28 protein-coding genes and 3 tRNA genes are annotated in these 22295 nt (G+C 34.3%); 19 read left to right on the top strand and 12 right to left on the bottom strand.

Translation table 11 applies throughout. The features are described 5' to 3' along the window. Positions 1 to 124 precede the first annotated feature (124 nt). The gene (locus HS129_08570; protein MBE7412096.1) at positions 125 to 625 is read left to right on the top strand and encodes a transposase; all 501 of its coding nucleotides are present in this window, start codon (positions 125 to 127) and stop codon (positions 623 to 625) included. 488 nt (positions 626 to 1113) lie between these two features. Here HS129_08570 and HS129_08565 read toward each other — a convergent pair. The 3 genes from HS129_08565 to HS129_08555 form a co-directional block, all read right to left on the bottom strand. Then, positions 1114 to 1186: transfer RNA gene (locus HS129_08565), tRNA-His, on the bottom strand. Positions 1187 to 1199: 13 nt separating this feature from the next. Continuing rightward, a tRNA-Arg gene (locus tag HS129_08560) sits at positions 1200 to 1273 on the bottom strand. 9 nt (positions 1274 to 1282) lie between these two features. Continuing rightward, positions 1283 to 1354 (bottom strand) — tRNA-Pro (locus HS129_08555). A 143-nt stretch (positions 1355 to 1497) separates the two neighbouring features. On the opposite strand from HS129_08555, the gene HS129_08550 reads away from it, so the two are divergent. After that, positions 1498 to 2652 (top strand): YjgP/YjgQ family permease, encoded by a 1155-nt coding sequence (locus HS129_08550; protein ID MBE7412095.1) that lies wholly within the window; start codon positions 1498 to 1500, stop codon positions 2650 to 2652. Here HS129_08550 and HS129_08545 read toward each other — a convergent pair. Together HS129_08545 and lpxK are read right to left on the bottom strand one after the other, a co-directional pair. Continuing rightward, on the bottom strand, positions 2642 to 3166 hold the full coding sequence (locus HS129_08545) for a hypothetical protein (GenBank protein ID MBE7412094.1): 525 nt from the start codon (positions 3164 to 3166) through the stop codon (positions 2642 to 2644). The genes HS129_08550 and HS129_08545 overlap by 11 nt on opposite strands. Before the next feature lie 163 nt (positions 3167 to 3329). Beyond that, entirely contained in the window at positions 3330 to 4376 is a 1047-nt protein-coding gene (lpxK, locus tag HS129_08540; protein ID MBE7412093.1) for a tetraacyldisaccharide 4'-kinase, read from the bottom strand. A 125-nt stretch (positions 4377 to 4501) separates the two neighbouring features. On the opposite strand from lpxK, the gene HS129_08535 reads away from it, so the two are divergent. Then, the gene (locus HS129_08535; protein MBE7412092.1) at positions 4502 to 5311 is read left to right on the top strand and encodes an ABC-2 family transporter protein; all 810 of its coding nucleotides are present in this window, start codon (positions 4502 to 4504) and stop codon (positions 5309 to 5311) included. Between the two features lie 49 nt (positions 5312 to 5360). Here the strand turns inward: HS129_08535 and HS129_08530 are convergent, their stop codons facing one another. Together HS129_08530 and HS129_08525 are read right to left on the bottom strand one after the other, a co-directional pair. Then, entirely contained in the window at positions 5361 to 6650 is a 1290-nt protein-coding gene (locus HS129_08530) for a 1-acyl-sn-glycerol-3-phosphate acyltransferase (protein MBE7412091.1), read from the bottom strand. Between the two features lie 12 nt (positions 6651 to 6662). Beyond that, entirely contained in the window at positions 6663 to 7343 is a 681-nt protein-coding gene (locus HS129_08525; protein MBE7412090.1) for a tetratricopeptide repeat protein, read from the bottom strand. A 214-nt stretch (positions 7344 to 7557) separates the two neighbouring features. Here HS129_08525 and HS129_08520 point away from each other — a divergent pair, with 214 nt between their 5' ends. The 4 genes from HS129_08520 to HS129_08505 are packed head-to-tail and all read left to right on the top strand — an operon-like array spanning position 7558 to position 11505. Then, positions 7558 to 9183: a CHAT domain-containing protein gene (locus HS129_08520; GenBank protein MBE7412089.1), complete on the top strand. Its 1626-nt coding sequence runs from the start codon at positions 7558 to 7560 to the stop codon at positions 9181 to 9183. After that, positions 9180 to 10322, top strand: a complete 1143-nt coding sequence (locus tag HS129_08515; protein ID MBE7412088.1) for a hypothetical protein — start codon at positions 9180 to 9182, stop codon at positions 10320 to 10322. Before HS129_08520 ends, HS129_08515 begins: the two co-directional genes overlap by 4 nt. Beyond that, entirely contained in the window at positions 10291 to 10860 is a 570-nt protein-coding gene (locus HS129_08510) for an RNA polymerase sigma factor (protein MBE7412087.1), read from the top strand. Before HS129_08515 ends, HS129_08510 begins: the two co-directional genes overlap by 32 nt. An 18-nt stretch (positions 10861 to 10878) precedes the next feature. Next, on the top strand, positions 10879 to 11505 hold the full coding sequence (locus tag HS129_08505; GenBank protein MBE7412086.1) for a hypothetical protein: 627 nt from the start codon (positions 10879 to 10881) through the stop codon (positions 11503 to 11505). A gap of 337 nt (positions 11506 to 11842) precedes the next feature. Here HS129_08505 and HS129_08500 read toward each other — a convergent pair whose 3' ends face one another. Then, positions 11843 to 12004 (bottom strand): hypothetical protein, encoded by a 162-nt coding sequence (locus tag HS129_08500; GenBank protein MBE7412085.1) that lies wholly within the window; start codon positions 12002 to 12004, stop codon positions 11843 to 11845. A gap of 323 nt (positions 12005 to 12327) precedes the next feature. Between HS129_08500 and HS129_08495 the strand changes: the two genes are divergently transcribed. The 11 genes from HS129_08495 to HS129_08445 all read left to right on the top strand — a co-directional run bounded on the left by HS129_08495 (position 12328) and on the right by HS129_08445 (position 18423). Beyond that, positions 12328 to 12579, top strand: coding sequence for a hypothetical protein (locus tag HS129_08495; protein ID MBE7412084.1), 252 nt, complete (start codon positions 12328 to 12330; stop codon positions 12577 to 12579). Positions 12580 to 12868: 289 nt separating this feature from the next. After that, positions 12869 to 13099: a hypothetical protein gene (locus HS129_08490; protein MBE7412083.1), complete on the top strand. Its 231-nt coding sequence runs from the start codon at positions 12869 to 12871 to the stop codon at positions 13097 to 13099. Next, a complete protein-coding gene (locus HS129_08485) occupies positions 13080 to 13496 on the top strand; it encodes a putative toxin-antitoxin system toxin component, PIN family (GenBank protein ID MBE7412082.1) in 417 nt (138 codons plus the stop codon). The genes HS129_08490 and HS129_08485 overlap by 20 nt, the downstream gene beginning before the upstream one ends. Before the next feature lie 215 nt (positions 13497 to 13711). Further along, a complete protein-coding gene (locus HS129_08480) occupies positions 13712 to 14215 on the top strand; it encodes a hypothetical protein (protein ID MBE7412081.1) in 504 nt (167 codons plus the stop codon). A gap of 98 nt (positions 14216 to 14313) precedes the next feature. Further along, positions 14314 to 15273, top strand: coding sequence for a tetratricopeptide repeat protein (locus HS129_08475; GenBank protein ID MBE7412080.1), 960 nt, complete (start codon positions 14314 to 14316; stop codon positions 15271 to 15273). Positions 15274 to 15324: 51 nt separating this feature from the next. Continuing rightward, positions 15325 to 15612: a hypothetical protein gene (locus tag HS129_08470; protein ID MBE7412079.1), complete on the top strand. Its 288-nt coding sequence runs from the start codon at positions 15325 to 15327 to the stop codon at positions 15610 to 15612. A gap of 1 nt (position 15613) precedes the next feature. Next, on the top strand, positions 15614 to 15958 hold the full coding sequence (locus tag HS129_08465; GenBank protein ID MBE7412078.1) for a hypothetical protein: 345 nt from the start codon (positions 15614 to 15616) through the stop codon (positions 15956 to 15958). A 3-nt stretch (positions 15959 to 15961) separates the two neighbouring features. Further along, entirely contained in the window at positions 15962 to 16273 is a 312-nt protein-coding gene (locus HS129_08460) for a hypothetical protein (protein MBE7412077.1), read from the top strand. 404 nt (positions 16274 to 16677) lie between these two features. Next, on the top strand, positions 16678 to 17061 hold the full coding sequence (locus tag HS129_08455) for a hypothetical protein (GenBank protein ID MBE7412076.1): 384 nt from the start codon (positions 16678 to 16680) through the stop codon (positions 17059 to 17061). An 87-nt stretch (positions 17062 to 17148) separates the two neighbouring features. Further along, positions 17149 to 18048 (top strand): hypothetical protein, encoded by a 900-nt coding sequence (locus HS129_08450; GenBank protein ID MBE7412075.1) that lies wholly within the window; start codon positions 17149 to 17151, stop codon positions 18046 to 18048. Between the two features lie 69 nt (positions 18049 to 18117). Then, complete coding sequence (locus HS129_08445; protein MBE7412074.1) at positions 18118 to 18423, top strand: hypothetical protein; 306 nt, start codon at positions 18118 to 18120, stop codon at positions 18421 to 18423. Between the two features lie 145 nt (positions 18424 to 18568). Here HS129_08445 and HS129_08440 read toward each other — a convergent pair whose 3' ends face one another. Both HS129_08440 and HS129_08435 read right to left on the bottom strand, forming a co-directional pair. Continuing rightward, positions 18569 to 18889, bottom strand: a complete 321-nt coding sequence (locus HS129_08440) for a hypothetical protein (GenBank protein MBE7412073.1) — start codon at positions 18887 to 18889, stop codon at positions 18569 to 18571. Beyond that, the gene (locus tag HS129_08435; GenBank protein ID MBE7412072.1) at positions 18859 to 19437 is read right to left on the bottom strand and encodes a hypothetical protein; all 579 of its coding nucleotides are present in this window, start codon (positions 19435 to 19437) and stop codon (positions 18859 to 18861) included. The genes HS129_08440 and HS129_08435 overlap by 31 nt, the downstream gene beginning before the upstream one ends. Positions 19438 to 19689: 252 nt before the next feature. On the opposite strand from HS129_08435, the gene HS129_08430 reads away from it, so the two are divergent. Then, the gene (locus HS129_08430; protein ID MBE7412071.1) at positions 19690 to 20280 is read left to right on the top strand and encodes a hypothetical protein; all 591 of its coding nucleotides are present in this window, start codon (positions 19690 to 19692) and stop codon (positions 20278 to 20280) included. 57 nt (positions 20281 to 20337) lie between these two features. Here the strand turns inward: HS129_08430 and HS129_08425 are convergent, their stop codons facing one another. Both HS129_08425 and tatC read right to left on the bottom strand, forming a co-directional pair. Further along, on the bottom strand, positions 20338 to 21504 hold the full coding sequence (locus HS129_08425) for a hypothetical protein (GenBank protein ID MBE7412070.1): 1167 nt from the start codon (positions 21502 to 21504) through the stop codon (positions 20338 to 20340). Beyond that, positions 21485 to 22198 (bottom strand): twin-arginine translocase subunit TatC, encoded by a 714-nt coding sequence (gene tatC / locus HS129_08420; protein ID MBE7412069.1) that lies wholly within the window; start codon positions 22196 to 22198, stop codon positions 21485 to 21487. The genes HS129_08425 and tatC overlap by 20 nt, the downstream gene beginning before the upstream one ends. Between the last annotated feature and the right edge of the window lie 97 nt (positions 22199 to 22295).

The raw sequence follows: 22295 nt of genomic DNA, 5'->3' as shown, positions 1-22295 counted from the left end.
ATAAAATTCTATAATAAAAAATCTAAAATATTTTTTTCAGGCACTAAATAGTGATATTAATGACCTGCCTGCAAAAATTCAATAAATAGTTGAATGAAAAACTTGTTTTTCATTCATATACTCTATGTTTCTGCAAAATACCCATCACCTTCAAGGCAGTCTATTGGATCCTGAACAAAATTTGAACAGTACGTTACGAGGCGTATTAAAAAACAATTGGTCCCAAACTTTTTACGAGAAGATATTTAAGAATATCAACGAGAAGGATTTTAGATGCTTGTATCATCCTGTTTTTGGTCGAAGTAATTTTCCTGTAAATATTTTGGTAGCCATTGAGATCATAAAAGAGATGTATTCTCTGACAGATGAGCAGTTGTATGAAAATTATCAATTCAATTATTTGTATCAGAAGGTGTTAGGAGTCGATGATATTAATCGATATAGTTTTGCGATTCGAACAATGTATCATTTCAGGGAAAATTATTGCGAATATGAAGAACGAACGGGTATAAATCTTTTCGATCGAGTTTTTCAAGATGGCCGTGATGCAATTATTGAGGAACTTGGCTTGAAGAATTCAACGCAGAGAATTAATTCTGTGATGCGGCGAATATCGAGCGGATGAATCGCCTAACGTTATTCTATAAAGTTCTGAGTAATCTGATGAAAGTTTTGCAAGAATTAGAAATTAAGCCTTCAGATGAATTGGATTCAATTTTGTCTCAGGAAGAGGACGGTTTCTACTATCGTTTGCCCAAGTCTCAAGTGTAAGATCGGACAGAACAACTTGGAAATTTTCTGTTTATCTATGTGAAACGTTTCGAGAATGACGAAAAAGTCAATAAACATAAGCTTTTGTTGATGCAACGAGACATTTGAAAGAGCAATGTAAAATTCGAAAGACAATAAGATCGAACTACTCGAACCGAAAGAAATCAAACCCTGTTCAGGTAATTACTCATGTCGAGACAGTGAAAAATAATGTAGATGATGCAAAGGTTTTATCCGACACAATGTCCGATAAACTATTATCTGTAGTAGTTTCGAATCTTTTATTTTAAACAACACTCTTGCAGTCTGTCTTGCCACAGACTTCAGTCATCCATCTGAATGGGTGAGCGACGGGGATCGAACCCGCGACAACCAGGACCACAACCTGGGGCTCTACCAACTGAGCTACGCTCACCGTGTTCTGGAATTGACCCGGGCGAGATTCGAACTCACGACCCCCTGCTTAGAAGGCAGGTGCTCTATCCAGCTGAGCTACCGGGTCAAAAATTCGTCGGGATGACTGGATTTGAACCAGCGACCCTCTGCTCCCAAGGCAGATGCGCTACCCCTGCGCTACATCCCGATTGATACAGACATTTTTTTTTAATGTGTTCACAGGTCAAGAGTTTGTTTTGTATTTTAAGAAAAAGAAAAGCATAAATGCAGGTTTATTTAAAACTGATTATTGACTAAAAAAAAGATTTCTTATTATTCGTAAATAATAGCATGAATTCAACCAAAAAAATCGGAAACAGTATATTTAGGTATTCAGAATTGAAGGAAGAGTATTTTCCTCTAAAAATTTTGGATAAGTACCTGTTTGGAGAATTTGTTAAAACATTTCTTGGGACTTTGATCATGCTGACCGGGATTCTTGTCATATCTCAGGTTATGGACAATTTAAAAGTATTCCTTGCATCCAAAGAAGCATCATACCATGCGTATTTCTTCATATTGTACAGTATTCCGAAGATGGCAATTGCTGTAATTCCACCTGCCTTGATGTTTTCTGTTTGTTATATAGTCGGACAGTTTAGCGTAAATAAAGAGTTAGTTGCAATGATGGCGGTAGGGGTTTCGTTTTACAGAATTGTTAGCCCTCTTATTTTTTTTGGAGGAGTTTCGTGGATTCTTGTTTTACTCGTTAGTGAGTTTGTAGTTCGACCGTTGAATTCTTTTGCACAGTCAGAATTTTCTATAATTCAAAAAGGAGTTGGAACCAAATCTGACTTAGTTTATCAATTGCACATCAAAGGAAAAGAGGGATTTTATTATGTGTATTGGTATGATGAGCCGACCAAAAGCGTGAAAGGTGGATTCAACTATATTAAAGTCAAATCAGATGGCTCTGCCGAATATGTTATTTCTGCACAAAATGCGAAATACAACGCTAATGAAAAAAATTGGAAGTTAGAAAAAATTGAAGAAATTATTTTTGATGAAAACATGAATTTGAAAACCTATTCAAAATTTGCAGAGAAAGTTTACAACTTTCCCGAAAGTGCAGATTATTTTGCAAAGCCTACCCGAAAAATAGAAGAGATGGATTTTTTAGACTTAACCGAAGAAATCAAGATTAGAAAAAATAAAGGTATTCCGTATTTTGATTTAGAGGTAGAGAGACATTCTATTTTTGCCATGCCTCTAATGTGTCTAATTGTAGTTTTGATCGGCTCTATTGCAGGAGCGTTTACAAAAAAATCAGCAGGGGTTGCCTCTCTTGGAATTACAATAGGGGTGGTGTTGCTGTATTATATTTTTTACTCAACAGGTCGTTCTCTAGGAGAAAATGGAGGACTTCCACCGTCAATTGCGGTTTGGTCAACCTCGGTACTATTCTTAGGAATCTCGATTACGCTTTATAAAAAATTCAATCTTTGATTAATTTTTCAACTTTACTTCCGGAAATGGGTTTCAATGAATGGATTCCGATTTCTCCGAGTTTTCTGATTGAATTTGTAAAAGAGTTTGAGTCTCCAAGCATTCCTATAGAAAAAATATTTTCACTTTCTACTTCTAAAGATTTGATCTTAGTCATAATTTCATCTTTAGACTCTAAGGTTTCTTGGGTTATTTTTTCTCTGTCAAACGCCTTCAAGTCGGCTTCAGAAAAAAGAGGAGTATTCCCAAAAAGTATGTTGATCAAATCGTCGTTGTTAATTCCTTCTTCGGATAAAACGCCTAATTTTGTTTGCTCTTTGGAAAGATCGTTTTGAAGTTCTCTAAGTTTATTTTGGACTACAGTGTATTTTGCTGCAAGTCCTGAAGAAAACTCCAAAGAGTCCGTTGACAATTTGTCGGATGAAATACTGCCTGAAGTTTCGGTGTTGGGAGATTTCTTGTCTTTGAGCAACTCTTTTGCTGAGTTGATGAAATTTACTATTTGAACATCCATGTTATTCTCCTTTAGGGTGCCCCTATTTTTCCTCTGCCATTGTTACATAAAATACTCTGGTATCAGGGTTTGAATTTATGTCACTACTTTATTTTTTCTCTATTAATCCTTATTTATTCTATTCGACAAGAATCGTTCTAAATATGAAATTTTTTTTCTATTATTAAAATTTTTTTTTTAGTATGGCAGTTTTTATTTCTATTTCAAATTCTTCTAAAGTGTCAATCTGGGTTTGAATCGGGACATAATATATGTTTTCAAAAAGAGGCAAGTCTTTATAGCCTTCTATTTTGACATAATCCTTTTCGGTGCATAATATAAAATCATAATCAGAGTTTTTGGATAGAATATTTTTAATTTCTGATTTTGTAAATGGGTGGTGATCTGAAAAAATATTCGTATGAATTTGACTTGGTTGGTGAATTTGAATTGTTTTTTGAAAATGTTTTGGGTTTGCGATCCCTGTAAAGATTAGAATTTTTTTCCCGGCAATTTTTTGAATACTGAACACTGTATTTTGATTTTTGATAAATTTTGCAATATATAGAAATTTGTAGAAGCTGAGTTTTGGATTTATTTTTTTAAAGTTTTTTTCTAAATCCAACAAATTCTCTTTTTGGACTTCTTCAATTTTTGTAAATACTACAGAGTTTGCTCTATTTAGAGATTTAGGTTTTTCTCTTAAAGAACCAATCGGTAGAGTAAAATTGTTTCCGATATTTTTTTTTAAGTCAATGAGTACAAAATCAAAATCTCTGTTTAGCTGATGATGCTGGAATCCGTCATCTAAGATTATGATTGTTTCTTCGACTATAGATTTGCAAAATTTGTGGAATGCCAAGTATCTGTCTTTACCTACAATTACATCCGCAAAAGGGCAGGCTCTTTTTATAAGTAAAGGCTCGTCTCCTGATTCTTTCGGATTAGAATTTTCTTGGACTACCATTCCCTCCTTAGTTTTTTTCCCACCATAGCCCCTCGTTAATATTACGATTTTTCTATTTGGGAAAATTGAGTTTATAGTGTTCGCAAGATAAATCGTGAAAGGAGTTTTTCCTGTTCCGCCAATGCTTAGATTTCCGACACTTATTACAAACGAAACAGGTAGAGATTTTTTTTTTGTGAATGTTTTATTTAAGAAAAATAAAAATTGGTATAAAAGACTAAGAGGGTAAAGTAAAACTTGGAGTAGGTATAAAAAAAATTTCATATTTCTTAAAAAGAATGGCTCGTTGCAAAATCGGAAAAATTCTTTTTTGCTTTTTCAATTCAGATTTTTATAAGTGAAATTTTAATTCAATTGATTTTTTTTTAGGGATTTGTAAAAATAGATTCATGTTCTTTCTTCAAAGTGCACATTCTTATCTCCAGCTTGCTTTGGCTTCGGTTAAGTCAAGGATGGAGTACCGAGCCAGTTTCTTTATTTTTCTATTTACCCTTGTTAGTTTTTACACTGCACAAGCTTTGACTATCGGAATTATTATTCACCGATTTAAAGTAATCGGAGGCTGGTCAGTTGGAGAGATAGCATTTTTATACAGTCTTCTGATTTTGTCTCAAGGAATAGTGTCATGTCTATTTTCCGGTGTAGTAGAATTTGGAAATTTTATTCGAGAGGGTACTTTTGACAGACTTCTTGTAAGACCTCTATCGCCTTTGGGGCAGGTCATTGCAAGTGGGTTTGAGTTAGTCGGGTTAGCGCACTTGATTTTGGGACTTATTACTTTTTTTATAGCCAATTCACTGATTCGGATTTCGTGGAGTTTTTTTGATGTTGTGATTTTTATTACAGTCATTTTGGGTGGCTCGATGATACTTGCAGGAATTCGAATCATTATTGCTGCAATTGCATTTTATGCAGTGAATAACAATTCATTAGTTCATTTGTTCGTATTTTCTTCCAGAGAATTTTTACTCTATCCGTTGAATATATATTCTAAAGGTGTGAAATTTTTACTTACATTTATAATTCCTTTGGGTTTTGTGAATTTCTATCCGGCTCAATATTTTTTAAAAAAATCCGGGGAAGGAATCTTTCATGAGTATATAGTCTATTTTACCCTACCTATCGGGGTTTTGCTATTTTTGATTTCCATTTTGTTTTGGAGAAAGGGTCAGAAAGATTACGAATCTGCAGGAGGGTAAGCCGACTGGAAATTCATAATTTACAGACGGCTTTCTCGAAGTTATATTTTTAGTAACCATAAACGTCGTCCCCTATATCGTTTGGTTTAACAAGAGGTTTCGATAAACTCAATATACAGTTGTCCATGAGTCTTTGAATGTCTATCCTAAGCCTTTGCGAAACTTCTTCTACAGTTTTCTTTTTATCTTTTTTGTAGGAGTCATAGTATTCTGATAATCGAAATGGTTTTGCAAAATACACGTACGCTTTTCTGGATAAATGAGGCCTTTCTCCTCCTAGCATTCTTGGGGTCTTGTCCAAAATATACGCTTCAAGTCGAATCAACCATTCATAGAATCTTTCTGGAGAAGGGTAACCCATCAAGTATTCTGGTTTTATGACTATTAAGTCAAATGCTTTTAGGCATTCTTTTCTCGCCCACTCCAAATCTTCCTTGGTCATCTTTGGAAGTTTTGGGTCAGGGTAGCCTACAAGAATCATTTCCAAGATTGCAAGAAGTTGTCGCAGCTTCATAATAGCGTCTTGTTTTCTGTCGTAAGATTGAATGTTAAATTTATCGGCTACCCCATCCAATATCGCATGACGCACTCTACCGATCCTGAAATCCCAAACACTGTCTTTCGGTGACTCTACCTTATATTCTCTCTCAGCTTTTTCTAAGGTATTTCTACCGATTGTCAAAAATCTTCTCAGGATATTTTTATTTCCCGGAGCGATTCCTAATTTTTTTTCCAAATTTTTCGCAGACTTATCTAAGTGATTTCGGATTTCTTTTTCTTCTTCGTTGATTACGTATTTCATAAAAGCAGGTAATACTGTAATGTCTGCATTCGGATCCAATTTCTTAGCATCCTCGTATCCCCAAAAACCAAGCTGGGCTACTCCGGGTTGCAATGGCATGAGGCTGTCGTTTTCACCACTTGTAGGCTCTCCTTCGGGGAACAGAACTAACTTCCCTTTAGGCTCGGATAAAATTTTCCTAGATTGCTTCAAAGATTCTCTATCAGAGGTACCGGCTAATACAGAGAAGGCACCAATGCTGGAAATGAGCTTTCCGACCATTCCGTAATCCCAATCAAAGACTTGCCTCGCAGCCATGTAATGAAATCTTGCTCCCATGATATTTGAGAGGTAGAATGAAATCGGTGGCTCGGCAGTAGTGGGGTGGTTACTTGCAAAAATCATTCTATCGTTTCGGAGTGATCTGAGCATTTCTTTGTCTTTTTCTGAAACGATTACTTCATCAATATTTTGAACAATTTTTAATAGTGATGGAATAGCGAAGTCAATCGCCCAAGCTAAAGGATAAATTATAGAAGGTGGGATAAACGCTTGCATATATTTCCTCTATTAACCAAAATAAGATTTTAAAATCTGCATTCCTTTTTCTTTGTAAGGAAGGTCTTCGTTTTTGTGTTCCTGTTTCGGCTCTGCCTTGGACAACCATTCTAAGTGCTCTTTTGCCTTGTCTTTTTTTCCTATATCAATATACAGCTCAGCCAGAAACACTCTGTTGTTAAAAAACTCAGGCGCAATTTGAACTGCTTTTTCTAGATGCTCTAAGGCTTTGGACTTACTACCGATAGAAATAGGCCAACCGGGTGCTTGGTGGTATAGCCTTCCGAGTGCCCTGTGGGGCCCTGCAAAATAGAAGTTTTCATTTTCTTTTAGAACTACCTCCATACTTTTTCGGAGAGGCTCAATAGAAGCAAGAGAAGCCATGATCCCCCTACAAAGACCGAGCATCCCTACATTGGAAGCATACCAAAAATTCCCGTAAACATCTTTCGGATTCATTGTAATGGATTCTTTGCCATAGTTTGTTCCGTGTTCGTAGTAAAGCTCTTGTTTTTTGGGGTCTTTTTCAAATAGCCCCTTATAAAAAAAAGCACTGGATAACTTTCCGCAGATTATTTCGTTGTCCGGGTGCTTAGACTTCAAATCCAAAAGTGCTGCAACTGCTTTATCTAAATATCCTTCCGTTTCTCTTTTGTCGATATACTCGTTTATTTCTTTGAACATTTCGCTCATAACAAATCCTCTCTTAACGGATAGCCATTGTACCTGATCGAAAAAAAACGTCAAAGTATTTTATGGAGGTTTTAGAAAAATATTTTCAAAGTAAACATGCAATATCTTTATTGGTTTTGTTCAAATATATTTGTTTTAATGAAAAAAATATTTTACTTGATTTAGATTATGGTTTCTAGATTTTGAAAGAATTTTATAAGAACACATTGATGTAATGATCAAGATAAGAATACTTGCGAAATATTCCTATAAAAACAATTTTACAGAATTCCCAGATGCAGAGATTTTTATCGAGGACCAGGAAAATCTAAAAGGGGGAGTCGAAGAAATTCGGGTTGTTAGCGGCGCATTAATCAAGAATTATATTAAGGAATGGAATGTATATGTAAAAAGAATTTTAATCTTGAAACAAAATTCTCCCGATGATTTATTAGTAGATAAAGAAATACAAAGTAAACTAATAAAAAAATCCAATTCTTTAAAGTCACTACTCTTTCAAAACCTTGAGCCTTTTGGATCAATTCACAAATTGAATTCATCAAGACCAATCTTATTTGTCACCGACCCTGAATTTGCGGCAGTCCCCTATGAGATTCTTCCATCAAACAAAAATTTATTATATAAAAACAACCCTGTTATACGGCAAATTCGTTCAGAAAGAGTGGAAAAGAGTCGCCATAAAAAAAAAGGGATTTTGTTAGTTTCGAACTTTCATGAAAACAAAATCATTACAGAGTCTGTTAAGGAAGAATGTTACAAAATCAAAGAAATTCTTTCTTCGAAATTCAAGGAAGATGACCTTATTTCCCTATCTGACCGAAATTTAACCCGGAGCCGGTTCTTGGAAGAGTTGCCAAATATTTCTTATCTGCATTACGCAGGTCATTCAGAAAGATCAGGGATTCAATTTTCAGATGGGGAAATGCTTACAGACACAGAAATCGGAAAACTAGGACTCGGAAACCTTAAGATTGTATTTTTCAACAGTTGCTTTTCAGGTTTTCACTCTAAGGAAATTGTTGGACTGGCGGCGGCTTTTTTGAAGAGTGGCGCGACTCATTTTATCGGATATTCACAGCAGGTATCAAGCGATGTCGCCAAATTTATAGGCGTTAGGTTTTGGAATAAATTTCTCACCGGCGTAGCCATCGAAAAGATTATTTTTGAAATGCGAAAAGAAATTTCAGAAAAATTCGGAGAAGGAGAAACAGCTACTTTTACATTGTGTCATTTCGGTCCGGAATTCCGGAAGGATAAGTGGTTTGTATCGCGAAAACTTTTTATCTCTGCTTTAGCTTTGTTCATGGCATTGATTGCTGGAAGTTATCTCTTATGGAAGAATTTTAATACTGGGGATGTAACTAACGTAGCATACAGAGATATAATCAAAAATAGTAAATCCGATGCAGCAGGGAAAATTCCATTGAATGAAAATTTTGAGAATAATCCAAAATCGTCAAAGAATTTATCAGGGAACAAGTTTCATAAAGCATTCAAAAGAAATAGAAAATATCCAAACTATGAAAATGATATTTTTGAGGAAGTGAAAATAGAACAGCCGGCAGAAGTTTCAAAATCAAAAGACTCGGTAACCAGGACAGTTAAAAAAGAAAATCCTCCCTCAATTTCTAAACCCTATATTCCAAAAAATCTGAAAGAGATGATCTCTGAAATAAAATCTCCTCAATTGAAAAATGCAGTGGAAAAATTTTTGAACGAGGAGCATACGTTAATAGGATTTGAAGTCCGAAAAAGAATTGTTCAGGATATTCTTCAGCTGGATGAAAATGAAGATTTTAAATACTATCAATTTAAGAATAAAACAGGATTTTCCAATTGAAAGTACAAATTTCAATTTGTATTATTTTATTTTTCTCCTCCTGCATTGCTTTTCCATTAAGCGCAGAAGAAGATAAAGAATATCAAAACTTTCTATTCCAGCAGGAATTTGATCGAAATATTAATGAAATTTACAGAATGTATAAATTTCCATTGATCGCACCTGTATCACAAGGAGGTAATAACCTGCCGTCTGAAAAAGATCCAAAAAAAATTGAAGAACGATTAAGAGAGATCCAATGGCATCGAGAACAATGTAAGAGCGCAATAATAAATTTGTACACAGATTTTCTGATGTTTTTATACAATGACCCGGAAATTCATCTCTATGATTATTGCAAGGAGATAAAAGATAAAACAGAAGAAAGCATTCTAATTGGAATAAAAGCAGAAATTTTTTCCAAAATAAAAATAAGATCCTTTATTTTTTTAGAAAGTCAGTTTCCTGTGAATGAACTGAAAAACATAGCACGCAAATGTTATGACTTGGCTTTGGAAAAAGTAACCCATTATCAAAATTTCGGCATACGTTATCTGATAGAACCGCAGACAAATAACGAAATAGAGAAATGGGCAGACAGGATAGAATGGATGTACAAACCGATTGACAAGTATCCGGCAAACTGGTTAAATGCACTGCATAATGAATGTTCTACTAAGTGGACAAACGACGATTGGCTTAGTACTCAATTTCAGGCTGCAAATCAAGATAGATACATACTACCCGGAAAACAGAATGAAATTTTCGTTAAAATGTTTAAAGAAAAAGTAGCTCTCATAGAAACCAGCCCAAGAGTTTCCTCCATCGACAAACAGAATTTAAAAAAAACAATCAGTTGTTTCGAATCCTGGCCGAAAGAACATTTTGATTACTTGAGCCTTGATTATTACTCGGGATTTTTTTTGGATTACGGACGTAAATTTGAGTACAAAGACCCTGAGAAGATTGATCCGGAGTTTTCTAAAGTGCTCGATTTTTACTACAAATCCCTATATCAAAACGAAATTTTTTCTATGCGATTGGGAGATGTATTGAAAAATTGCCTGAGATTGGCAAAAATTCCATCAAATGAATTTTCTTATAAAAAGCTTTTAGAAAAGTACTACCGTGAAAAAAAATCTTCCTCAACTCCTGAATGAATGCGTGCAAGGCAATGAAGGGGCATGGAGAATTTTTATTGAGAAATACCACCGTCTAATAAACGGGACTGTAAGTAAATATTCCAACGGCACAGAGGTTGACGATATCGTGCAACATGTGTATGAAAAACTGATTGAGAAAGATTACAATTTGCTGAACAATTTTCAGGGTGAAAGCGAAGCAGGATTTATCGTTTATCTGAAACGCATTTCGCAAAATATTGCGCTTTCAGAGTCCAGAAATCATAATAGAAAAGATAAATATATTAATGGCGCTGAACATGACCTTGTTTTTTACGCTGACAAAAGAACGGGACACGAGATTCTTTTAGAAGAATTCATGGAAAATAAAAATATACAGGAGGCAATCATGAAACTAGACCTGCCGTATAGAGAAGTCATTGTTCTTAGAATGGAAGGGTATAAATTCAAAGAAATTGCGGAAATCGTAAATGCGCCACTGAATACAGTATTGACCCAGTTTGACAGGGCAAAAAAAAAGTTAAAAAATTTTCTCCCGGATGAAATAATTTCGTGACGGCTGGTAATTAATAGAATGGAACCGAAAGAACTAAATGAGAAAGAAATTTCACTCTACATCAAGGGTGAATTGAGCAAAGACCGGGCAAGATTTGTAGAGGAAAGAATCAGAAATTCCAAAGCAGATTTTTTAACATACATTACTTTAAAAGAGGCAATGTTTCTTATGGGGCAAGGAAAAATGGCAACGCCGAAAGAAACGGATTTGATTCTCAGTAAAGTAATAAAGGCGCAAGTTCCTCATATTCAGATTATCATAAGGTTCCTGAAAGAAAAAATATTAATCAGTTCTTCAGATCAGGAAGAGTTGGAATACCAGGGGATTATGGCAAATTTTGCATTAAGGGGAAGCGAGCCAGGACCGGTGTCTATCACAAGGAAATTGGATGGAAGAGATATCACTTTTACTCTCACACCAGGTGCGAAACAAAAAGAGTATTTTCTATCCGTAAATTTAAAGAAATCCGAAAAGTTGAAAGTGGTTTTACATCTCGACGGGGAAGAAACAGAAACGACAGGCGACATCTCAACAAAAAAAATGTTTGATACACCTCTCCCAAAAAAAGGCACTATCGAATTGAAATTTTACAAAAAAGATAAAGAGTTGTTCACAGTCGGACTGACACTGCACTCTGAAGGTTGATTTTTTTTAATTCAAGGAAATTATTGATCCTTCGTGAAGGGTTTTTCTTTTAGATTAACTTGGGGAAGAAATATTACAGATTTTGATATTACACATTTAGCCAGGATTTGAGAGTTTTCGTGCACAAATGTGGGAACTCCAATCCAGAGGACGGAAGACTGAGGGCTGAAATGTTGCGTTTTAAGTGCAAAACCTACACTTTTTATGCAAAAAAGTGGGAACTCCATCGTTTTCGGGGATTACACATTTAGTATAGATTTGGAGCTATTTATGTAATTGTAGGGAAAAAATTTAGAAAATTGAAAAAAATTTATTCCTATTCGTGTATTTTTTCCCTTTACAAAATGCTCATTACCGGTTTTACGGCAGTAGCTTTTTTTACAATTTCACTAATTTCTTCATGCAGTTTTGAATCTATTTTAACTGTTGTTGTCACCATATTTCTGAAACCTCCTTTTGAGAAATTTCGAGTAGTTCTATCGTCAACCGCAATCATCATTGATCATGTCCGGCTTACTTCTCGTCCGCGGATATTTCGCCTTGAAGAATGCTGATTTTCTAAAACTGTATTCCATAGCATTAATCAATTTATTATCATTCATTTTTGTTTTTGAAGCATTGTATAAGTTTCTATTTTTCAAATGGGTGATAGACAGCATGGAATTTAGGGAATTACTGCTCCAGATAGCTTCCGGAGGAACTTTGTCGATCTGTTTTGCATTTGGGATTTTTAGTTTCAACTGCAAGCCACGATATTTTCTTTACGGATTTTTCATCCTGATGCTTTTTTGGGTCCTATGCGGATATCCGCAGTTGTTTCCCATGGAGATAAAAAATCCTGTAATGATCGGCAGTTGGAGGTTTACGGAGTATCCTTGCATTCTTCCTGTTTCACTGTCTTTAGATGAAGTTTATCTGGTCAACAGGTTAGCGAAGGTATTTCTGTTTTTGTTTTATTTCAGCCTGTATGATACGATACCGGAAGATTTGAACCGGAAAGAAAAAACTTCTACAAAAACAATTTTTCAGAATTTTCAGATGCAGAGATTTTTATCGAGAACAAGGAAAATTTAAAAGTGGGAGTCGAAGAAATTCGGGTTGTTAGCGGTGAATTAATAAAGAATTGCATTGAGGAATGGAATGCATTTGTAAAAAGAATCCAAATCCTGAAAATAAATTTTCCCGATGACCTATTAGTAGATAAAGAAATACAAAGTAAACTAAAAAAAACCAATTCCTTAAAATCGCCTCTGTTTCAAAATCTTGAGCCTTTCGAATCAATCTGTCTCTTTGAACAGAGATTTCCCGAAACTCCCTAAAAAAATGACTTGAATCGGAATCGAAACCAATAGAAAATAGCCGCATGAGAAGCGTTACAATTTCAATATCCGATAAGGAATTCGAACAATATAAATTTAATTCTGAAAATATTGCATTTCAGGAATTGTTGGATATAATTAGTTTAGAACTAGCGCAGCAAGCCTTAATCAAGTGTCATGAAATCGCGAAAAAGACAGGATTATCAGAAATGACACTGAACGAAATAAATTATGAAATTGCAAACGTAAGAGCAATTGCTAAAAATCGTCATTGATGCAAATATAATTGTTTCTGCATTGATTACCGAAGGCTTCTCCTCGAAAATAATCACAGATCTTGTGTTGAATAAAAAAGTTCTATTATGTATTTCGGAAGCGGTCTTTGACGAGTATGTCGATGTCTTAAATCGCCCAAAATTTTCAGTGTATAGTGAGTTTCAAAGCAGGGCAAATTTTGTTTTGAATGCAATCAACAATGTTGCTTTAAAATTCTTCCCAGATATCAAGATAGATTTGATTTCAGACGAGTCTGACAATAAATTTCTTGAGTTAGCAATTTTCGCAAAAATCGATTACTTGATTACAGGAAACACCAACGATTTTATTGAGACTTGTTACGAAAATATAAAAATTGTTACTCCTCGAGAATTTTGCGAAAATATTATTATATAACCGGTTTTACTCACTAACCCACTACTTTTTTCCAAAAACCCTAAAAAAAAATCCCTCTGACTGAAATAAAATTGTCCCGGGCGGACATTAATAATCATAACCCAAAAAATTCCGGCCTTATTTTAGGCGGCTTCGGTGCAGATTCTCTCCAACCATTGATATGCGCCGGGAAACAGAAGAATTTTTCGGCTACAAGAATGTATGAGGATCACTTTATGAGTAAGATGAGCACAATAGTTATTATAACCATTATTGTGGTTGTTGCTGTTTCCACTAAGAACAAAGAAAAGAGTAAATGTTCAACTTCATCTGCATTATTGTGCGGGCAAATTTTTTGTGATGAAGAGATACCGAAACTTTCAAATTGGGAAAAGAATATTTCATTTGATATCTGTAATTGTTCGGCAGTGAAAGAACAAATTGCTCCAGCAAGATTTTTTATTGGTGCAGTGTATAACGATATTTTAAAATGTAAAGTTCGTATTCACAATAAAAACAAACAAAAATTCAAGAATGATTTCTTAATTACATGGCGGGGACTTTCTGCAACTGGGGTTGAAGTAATGTCCAAAAGCGGTTATGTAAAAGAATTTCTTTTACCAGAAGCAAAATTGGACTGGAAGGAAAGAGATGAATACTTTTTAATTTCAAACAAAGAAGAATTCCAAAGAGTAAAAAAAGTAGAATGCACTGTAAGTAGATTGGAAGCGGTCAATTGACTTGTATTCAGAGATGCAAAAATAATTCGGTATGGTTTTTGCTAAAATTTAATCAAACGATTTGATTTATAAAATTTTAAAAAAAAAGGAAAATTCAAATGAAAATCAAACTCACACTTACGATAGTCGCCATCGGTTTCTGGTTCTGCTCTTCACCTCCTCCTGTAAAGGAAGAGGCGGTTATTGAAAAAAAGGCTCTTACAGAGGAGGAAAAGCAAGAAAGATACAATGAAATAGTCAATGAGTTAAATACATATGGAGATCAAAGGGATAATTTATTCAAAGAGATAAAGGATCTATTTCCCGATTCTGATTATGGAATTTACAGTGCGATAAGGAGTGATTGTTTCGCATCAGATGCAGAATATGATTCGAATTGCATTTCGTTGAAATTAACGGATCTTGAAAAAAAGCATCCAAAATCTTTTTTGATATCATACACAAAGGGGAAAGCCCTTCACGCAGAAAAAAAATATAAAAAAGCCATTTCACAATTTAATAAAGCCGCTTTATTGAATCCGGAATTTTCAAGAATCTACCAGTGGAGATCAGAGTGTAAAAACTTCCTTTCTGATTTAGATGGTGCGATTGCGGATATGCAGGAATATTTGAAAAGAAGCCCTGAGGATGGAATGAATTGGTTTAACATTGGGGCTTTTAAACAGCAAAAAGAACAGAAAGCAAAACGTGATGAGCGGGAATACTGCCTGGATTTTAAAAAAGCAAGCGACCTGGGGTTTACTCATCAGAATCAAGATACCGTTATCCGCAATCACTGCGGAGATTTTTCGATGCCGATGTATTCGCTGAAATGGTTCATGGCCATCCCTTCTATTTGCTCAAAGCCGCAACCTGCAGCAGTTGTAACACACATGATAGACAATGGATGCAAACTGACCGCTAATGCTGAAAATGCTCCCGGCTTAATACATCTTGACTGCAAGGAAAATCCAATCATCGCACAGACGGGAGAATCTACTGTTGTCTTCGTAACTTCACAGGAGAAATGCAGAACTATTTTGAAAGTTATGAAAGATATAGATAAAAAAAGTAAATAAAAAAAGCAAAAATTTAGAAAAAAATTACAAAACAAAATTTAGGAGATTAATATGAAAGTAGATTTAAGAGAAAAAGTAAGCAAGTTGCAGGAGAAGTTCAAGAGCGAATTCGGAATTGGAATTCGTGTATATAAAGGTGCCAAATTTGCTCCCGATGTTGCAATAAAAGAACTGATTGAGCCTGGTCATTCGGGTGAAGAAATTGAAATCGCCGGGCAAATGAAAGTAGGAAATGTCGAAAAACTTTTCATGGATAAATTTGGAATCAAGACTCAAATTGAAGATCAGAGTGGAAATTTGGCGGATAATTCTGCGACTATCGCATCGTTGAGGAAATGATATGTTTGATTCTCTTATAGATAATTTCAAAAAAGATGAATTTTCGTGCCATTCCAAAATGTTGGTAAAGAATTTTAAAACCGCATTAAAAAATGCTCTCGGAATTGACGTTCGGGTATATATTAAGAACAGTAATTTTCCGGCAAAAGAAGATGTAACATTGGCATCCACCCGGTCTGATGATTTTAAAGGTTCTGCCGAAGAAGTCTCATTTAAATTATCAAATACAGTTCAGGAAGTCGAAGGTTTATTCAAATCCAAAATGGGAATTAAAATTCAGATTTTAGATAAGAATAATCAACTAGCAAACAACGATATGACTATCGGAGCATTAAAAAGGAGTTAAATCATGGAAACTGACACCAAATTTTCATTCTGTCGGGAAGTGAGAACTCCAAGTTCGGAAATTTACTCCATCTTTTCCAATGATAACGATGAAATTCAGGCGAGATTGGATATCCACATAGAGTCCAGAAATATAGTATCCGGTCTTCTATCAATTTTTTCAGAAAGAAACGATGAAGAAGTCACTGCTCTTATTAAGGAGATTGATGATTCCATAGTAAACATGGCTGATATTGATAAAGGAAATTTTTATATTGAAGTGTATACGGTCATAGATCGCCGAGGTTTTGGTAAGGACAGGAAGATGGAGAATTAATTTATGGGATGGACATATAAAGCAAAAGAAAAGAAAAACTCAGGATTTAATTCAAGCTATTCAAAACGCGGCTTAAATGTGAGCTATACGATGGATTTTGGATTCTGTAAAGTAAATACTCCTCTTATAGGAAAGCGCCGAAAGAAGAGGGTCACTGCAAAGGGTTCTGGTCTATTTAGCCGCTTTTTTTAAAAATCAAAAAAGGGATCTGAAGTGAAAAAGACTACATTCTTAGTCCGGGAAATCTTAAATCCTTTTAAAGAAGTCAACTGGGAAGAGGAAAAATGTTTTGGCCGCATGCTACTTGAAAATGACAAAAAGGAAATTTAAAGATGAACTCGGGCTGATTGCATTGTTAAAAATATTCACAAAAAAATAATTAGCAAATTAAAAGGAGACAAACAATGATAATAAAAACAATAAAACTTTATGGAGCCATCATCGGGTCGGCAATTGTCCTTCCGGCGGCGGCAATGGCATTGGCAGTGTTTGCGATCGGGTCCATATTTCAAAGAAATGCGCACTCCGGATTTGAAATGGCTCAAATTCTAAGTATCATGACAGTCATCGGTGCATTCGGAGTTCCCGCTCTCACTGTCGCCAATTTCGTAAAACCGGATAATGAACTGAGAATCGTCTCGGCAAGTATTGTAACGTTGGTTGGCTTGATTTCAACATCAAGTGTTGTTTACACTCTTATGAAAGATAATAGTCCTCTCCAGTATGCCGTGCTTGTTGCCGCCGTTCTTATTTTAGTCAGCGGAATACTTCAATTTAGGAAGGAATAAAATAGACAACAGGGAATTCCATTCTTAACGATGGGATTCCCCTGGGTATTTCAATTACGTTTATAATAATTAATAAGGATTATTCAAATGAAAATCAAACTCACACTTACGTTAGTTGTCATTGGTTTCTGGGCTTGTACTTCGCCTCAGGAGCGCGCATCAAAAACTCCGGTAAAAAATGTTTGTCCGGATTTAGGGAAGTTAGACGAAAAGCAAATCAATCCCGAAGCGATGTTCCAGGATGAACATTCAAGGGAAAAGTTGATTGCAGTTCAAACCAAGGGAAATGGCATCAAATTTTATGACTCTTACTATTTTTTTAATGCTTTAAAAATCACCGAAAAATTCGGCTTTGATAAATTTACCCAAATATACTTAGAAGTATGCGGAGGAGAATCACCGAATATAAATTCAATCCCGTTTGTCATTAGTGAAAAAGAAAAACGGGAGAGGTTTGCCAAAGAAGAGACCGAATGGAAAAAAATTCTAAAATCAAAAAATCTGAAAACTATTTATGACTGGAATCCATCCGAAGAAAACACTGATTTAAAAAAGATTGTAGATAAAGATTGGTCCGAATTGGTCAATGCCAAAGTCTTAAAATATTGTAAAAAAACTTTTCCAGCATTTGCATCTAAATGCGAAATGTCAATTGTTGATTCAGGGGGCGATACGGGTTATCAGCTATATCATTTGTTTCGAATATCTGCATTGGCAAGAAATCCCAACACGGGTGAGAAAATAGGGAAAGAGGAACAAAAATTAATCTCAACAAATCTCGGGCTTGAAGTTTATTTTAACAATGACGGTAGAGAAGTTTCAATTGTCTTCAAGGAATTCAGTCGGAAATTAGCCATCAAAGGGATAAAAGCCAATGGCGACTATAATCCAAATGGATGGGAATTTTTAAAAAACCCATTGTTCGAATCATTGTCACAATATCCAAAGTCTGATTCTTGGGATTTTGAATTTATCGACAAGATTTAAAAATCTTACAGAAAATATTTTTAGAAAAATTTAAGATAAAAATAGATAGGATAAAAAAAGGAGCCATAGATGACTAAGATGAAAAATAGCCAAAAATCAAAAAGTAAAAAGTCAACAAAGGCCAATGATAAGAAACTCAATGCAAAATGGTCAAAAACAATTCAGAATTTGACTCAAGAAGTATTCACAGATTTGAGAATAGAATCATTTTTTAGGGGTTTTTGCGTATTAAAATCAGATAGTGGGTTTGGAAGAATAACCATAGAGGACGCAATGAATGATAAGTATATAATTAGGGAAATGAAGAGCGATATGATTGTTTCAGAGTTCAAAAAGATAGATTTATTAATAAAAGCTGGATGGGTAGTTGATTAGATATAGGAATAAATTTAAAAAAATTAAACAAAAATAAAAAACTTATAGCCACGGAGGTTTCAAAAAACTATAAGTATCAAAACTTATTTTCTATCGCTATTTCACATTTTGTGTCTTTGAACTATAAAATAAGAAAAAAGATTTTTTACTTAGGATGGCATTGATCTTTTTTCCAGTTTTCAATTAATTCGTCGCTTTTATGTTTATTTTTTAATTGAAAATAGATACCCAAAAGAGCAAAGCTAAGTCCGCTTGGACCTGCGACCCAGGCTGCTGCCCAAGATCCTGCATATATAGCAGATTGAATTAATCTATTTGTAATTTGTATTTCCCGAATGTTACGATTTAAACTAAAAATAGAAGAAATACATGTTGAGGTTTCAGAGGCAGGTTTTTCTTGAAGTGAAATACAGTTTGAGTAGAGTAGTATCAGAATCAAAAAGAAGAGTTTAGAATTTTCGCACATTCTTCCATAGCCTCTAAATTTACTGTTTCAATCATTTTTTCTATCCCCCAAGTTCTAAAAAATCCATATAAGTCGACAGTATGTTCTGAATTCCTGATTATTTTTCCTGTCAGTTCTTCTTCCCCATCCTGGTTGAAAATTTTATATTCTATTTCTAAGCTATACTTTCCAGTTCTTTTTTGAAACGGCCAATAGGCTGTAAATGGATATATTGCTGGCCATGTCCACCACCAATTGTATTCACTTTCTAATTTTGGACGTATGTCTATATCAATGATAAAATAATCAGTTGGAAGATTTGCAAAATCCTCTGGAAGAGACTCTACATTTTTAAATATCCTATGGCTTTTAACTATTGACTCAAAAGAGTATTTCCATGCTTTAATAAATAATTCTCGGTCTGCCGTATAGATATCAAATTTACCAAAAAATAAAACTTTATCAATTTTAGATATAGGGCTGTTGGAAGCTCTAATTGCAGGGACTTGCTTTATATCAATTGTGCATTGATTTAAACAAATTAATAAAAAAATATAAACTAATTTCACTTTATTTTCTTTATAGAATATTTCTTTACTTTTATTGTAATTTATGGGTGTAGGGTGAATTTTGCAACTAAAAATTTTAAATAAAAAATTGGGTATATTGAGATTCGTATAACGTATATTTTGACTAAAATAGGATAAGCAATATTACTAGAATGAACTTCTTTTTTTGAATTAAAATAAAGAACTATTATTTTAATTTACAGAAAAACTTGGTTTTTTGAAATAAGGATAATTATAGAAATGGAGATAAATATGAACTTGAAACAAAAACTTAAAATTTTCGTGATATGTTTTATACTTGGTTTTGTTGCCTTTTGTGGACATGAAACAAAATCAGCAATAGAAAAATTACAAAAAGATACATCCATAGATGATGCTACTGCAATTAAGAAAATGGCAGAGGCTTCTTGGATTTACAAAGTAACTGATAAGTCCAGAGACTATAAAGCCACTAAAAATAGCAGCGGTAAATTTTTACTTACAGCAGCTACTTTTGATGAATTTACCGGAACCTATAGTAAGACTGTAGCTAAGTTTGTGTCAAATAATATGTTTGATGATGCAAAGTATATTCTTCGCTTAATTCAGGGTGCAGAAAAGCGAGGCTTAGAGGAAATAAGATACTCTCATTTTATAATGGTTGCCGGAAGTAAACTCGAGCTATATAGAGTATATATTTCTATACCAATGCTTGATTCTAAAATTCCGGGGTGGAGAGAGGCTCTTGTTTATGATGTAGGGGACCACGATATTTTAGATAATGAAGTTGCAAAAAAAGTAGTAGAAGAAGTGATGAACAACTGGAAAATAGAGGTAAACAATAGTTCACAAATAAAGCTATAGTCATAGCTTGTTTAAAAAAATATTTCCGAGTAGTTGTAAAAAACACTCGGAAGTATTTTAGGATTTTTTCTTTACTACAATTATAGATAAAATTTCTAAAATGCTTCTAATCCCAAGTGATTTCCCAATAGTGTCTAAATTTCTTGCGATAGACAATATAATGTCTCTGGAAGATTTCAATTGCAAACTTTCAGATTTAATTTTCTTTTGAATTTCATTTAATATAGTAGCACTATTTGTATTTAGAGGAGTCAGGATTCGATCAGAAACAAAAATCATGGAGTCCCCCTTTGAGATTTTAGAAGTTTTGACTTGAGAAACCTGTCTTTCAAAATTAAAAAATTCTCCATTGGCTTGAACTGTTTTTACCGAGTCGCTCTGCAATAGAAAGATCGGATTTTTTTGGTATTGAATCGTTTTTAATTCTCCACTCATTGAATCTAAAGTAAAAATTGTTATATTCAGATTAGAGATTTTTATTTTACGAATGGCTGAGTCTATATAGGAAAGTATTTCGTCAGAAGGGATGGAAGTGGCTTTCTCTGCTAAAGATAAAATCCCATGGAGCCTGAATTTCATGCTGGCTTCTTGAATATCGTTTGTCTGAAACCCGGCCATTATTCCGAGGCAACCGTTTGCAGTTTCAATAACGCTTACAAAATCACAATTTGCATTTTTACTTGTGATGGGTAGAACAGATATGTCCAATCGCTTTATTGGTTTTAAAGGAAATGTAAAAAGTTCGCTTTGAAGATTGTTGGAAACTTTTTCTGTGTTGAGTGAAAGCAAATCTTTGACCATTGAGTCTTCTCTTTCTTTATTCTGAAAGACTGCAATCTTAAAAGACCTAGCAATCTCAGAAATTTCTTCGTCTTCGATTTCTTCTGATTCTTCTTCGAGTTCTTGAAAATCTCCATCGGAAAGATTTTGTCCCCACTCTGTGATTAGAAGATTCAGAGTTTTTAGAGATTTTTGAATAGAATAGATTAGAACAAAAGACATCAAACTCGAAATGGAAGAAAGTGAAATCGCCAGAAAAATTTTTCCGGCGTAAATTTTTCCGATACTGTTAATCGGAGATTTTGACATCAATATATCTTCGGTTATTATAAAAATAATATAGGTCAGAAGGGAAATCGCAAATATAAAAGTAGGGATACGATATTTATGGAATAGATTTTTTTGCATAATGTTGTAAATTATATCAGGTATCTCTTTTTTCAAGAATTTTCATAATTACCAAAGAAAAACCAAACAAAAAAGTAAGGGGGACAAAAAGCATCATCATAGAAAAAACGTCGGGGCCTGGGGAAAGTACAGCCGAAAAAATAGAGATTATGACTACAGCCTCTCTCCATCTTTTTATTAGAAAATTTGAGCTTAGTATTCCTATTCTACCGAGCAGAATCAATACAACAGGCAATTGGAATGCAAGCCCAAAGATTAAATGGACATTAAAGAACAAGTCGTAGTATTCATCAATCGGGAGCTTGGTTTCTATATCGGGTGGACGAAGGGCTACCAAAAAAACTTTTAGCATACTTTCAAATACTGTGAAATAGCAAAGAGCCAACCCAGCCCAGAATAAAACTGTCGAAAAGAGTATTAGTAATTTTCCTGATTTTTCAGTCTTTTCATCGACTGCAGGCGCAATAAATCCCCAAAGTAAATACAAAAGCACCGGGAATGTGACTAAAATAGCAATCATAAAGGAGGTTTGAAGATACATCAAAAGGGGTGCCATTACCTTGATTTGATAGAAATTTGCATTTTCTCCTAATACATTCTTATACGGTTGAGCAAAAAATTTGTGAATATCTGATGCAAAAAATAGTGCAAGTGTGGTAGTACCACCGAGCGTGATTAGAATTCTTATGATTCTTTGTCGAAGCTCTTCTAAGTGCTCGCCAAGAGTCATAAATTTTTCTCTCTCTAAGGCGAGTTCTTCTTTTTCAACTAATATTATTTCTTGAGCTTTAGGCTTAGTTTTTTTAATATTTTTCGCAGATTTTCCT

Source organism: Leptospiraceae bacterium (assembly GCA_015075105.1).
In the GTDB taxonomy this organism is placed as follows: domain Bacteria; phylum Spirochaetota; class Leptospiria; order Leptospirales; family Leptospiraceae; genus JABWCC01.
The sequence above is the reverse complement of the archived record's forward strand: the minus strand, read 5'-3'. Positions and strand labels throughout refer to the sequence as shown.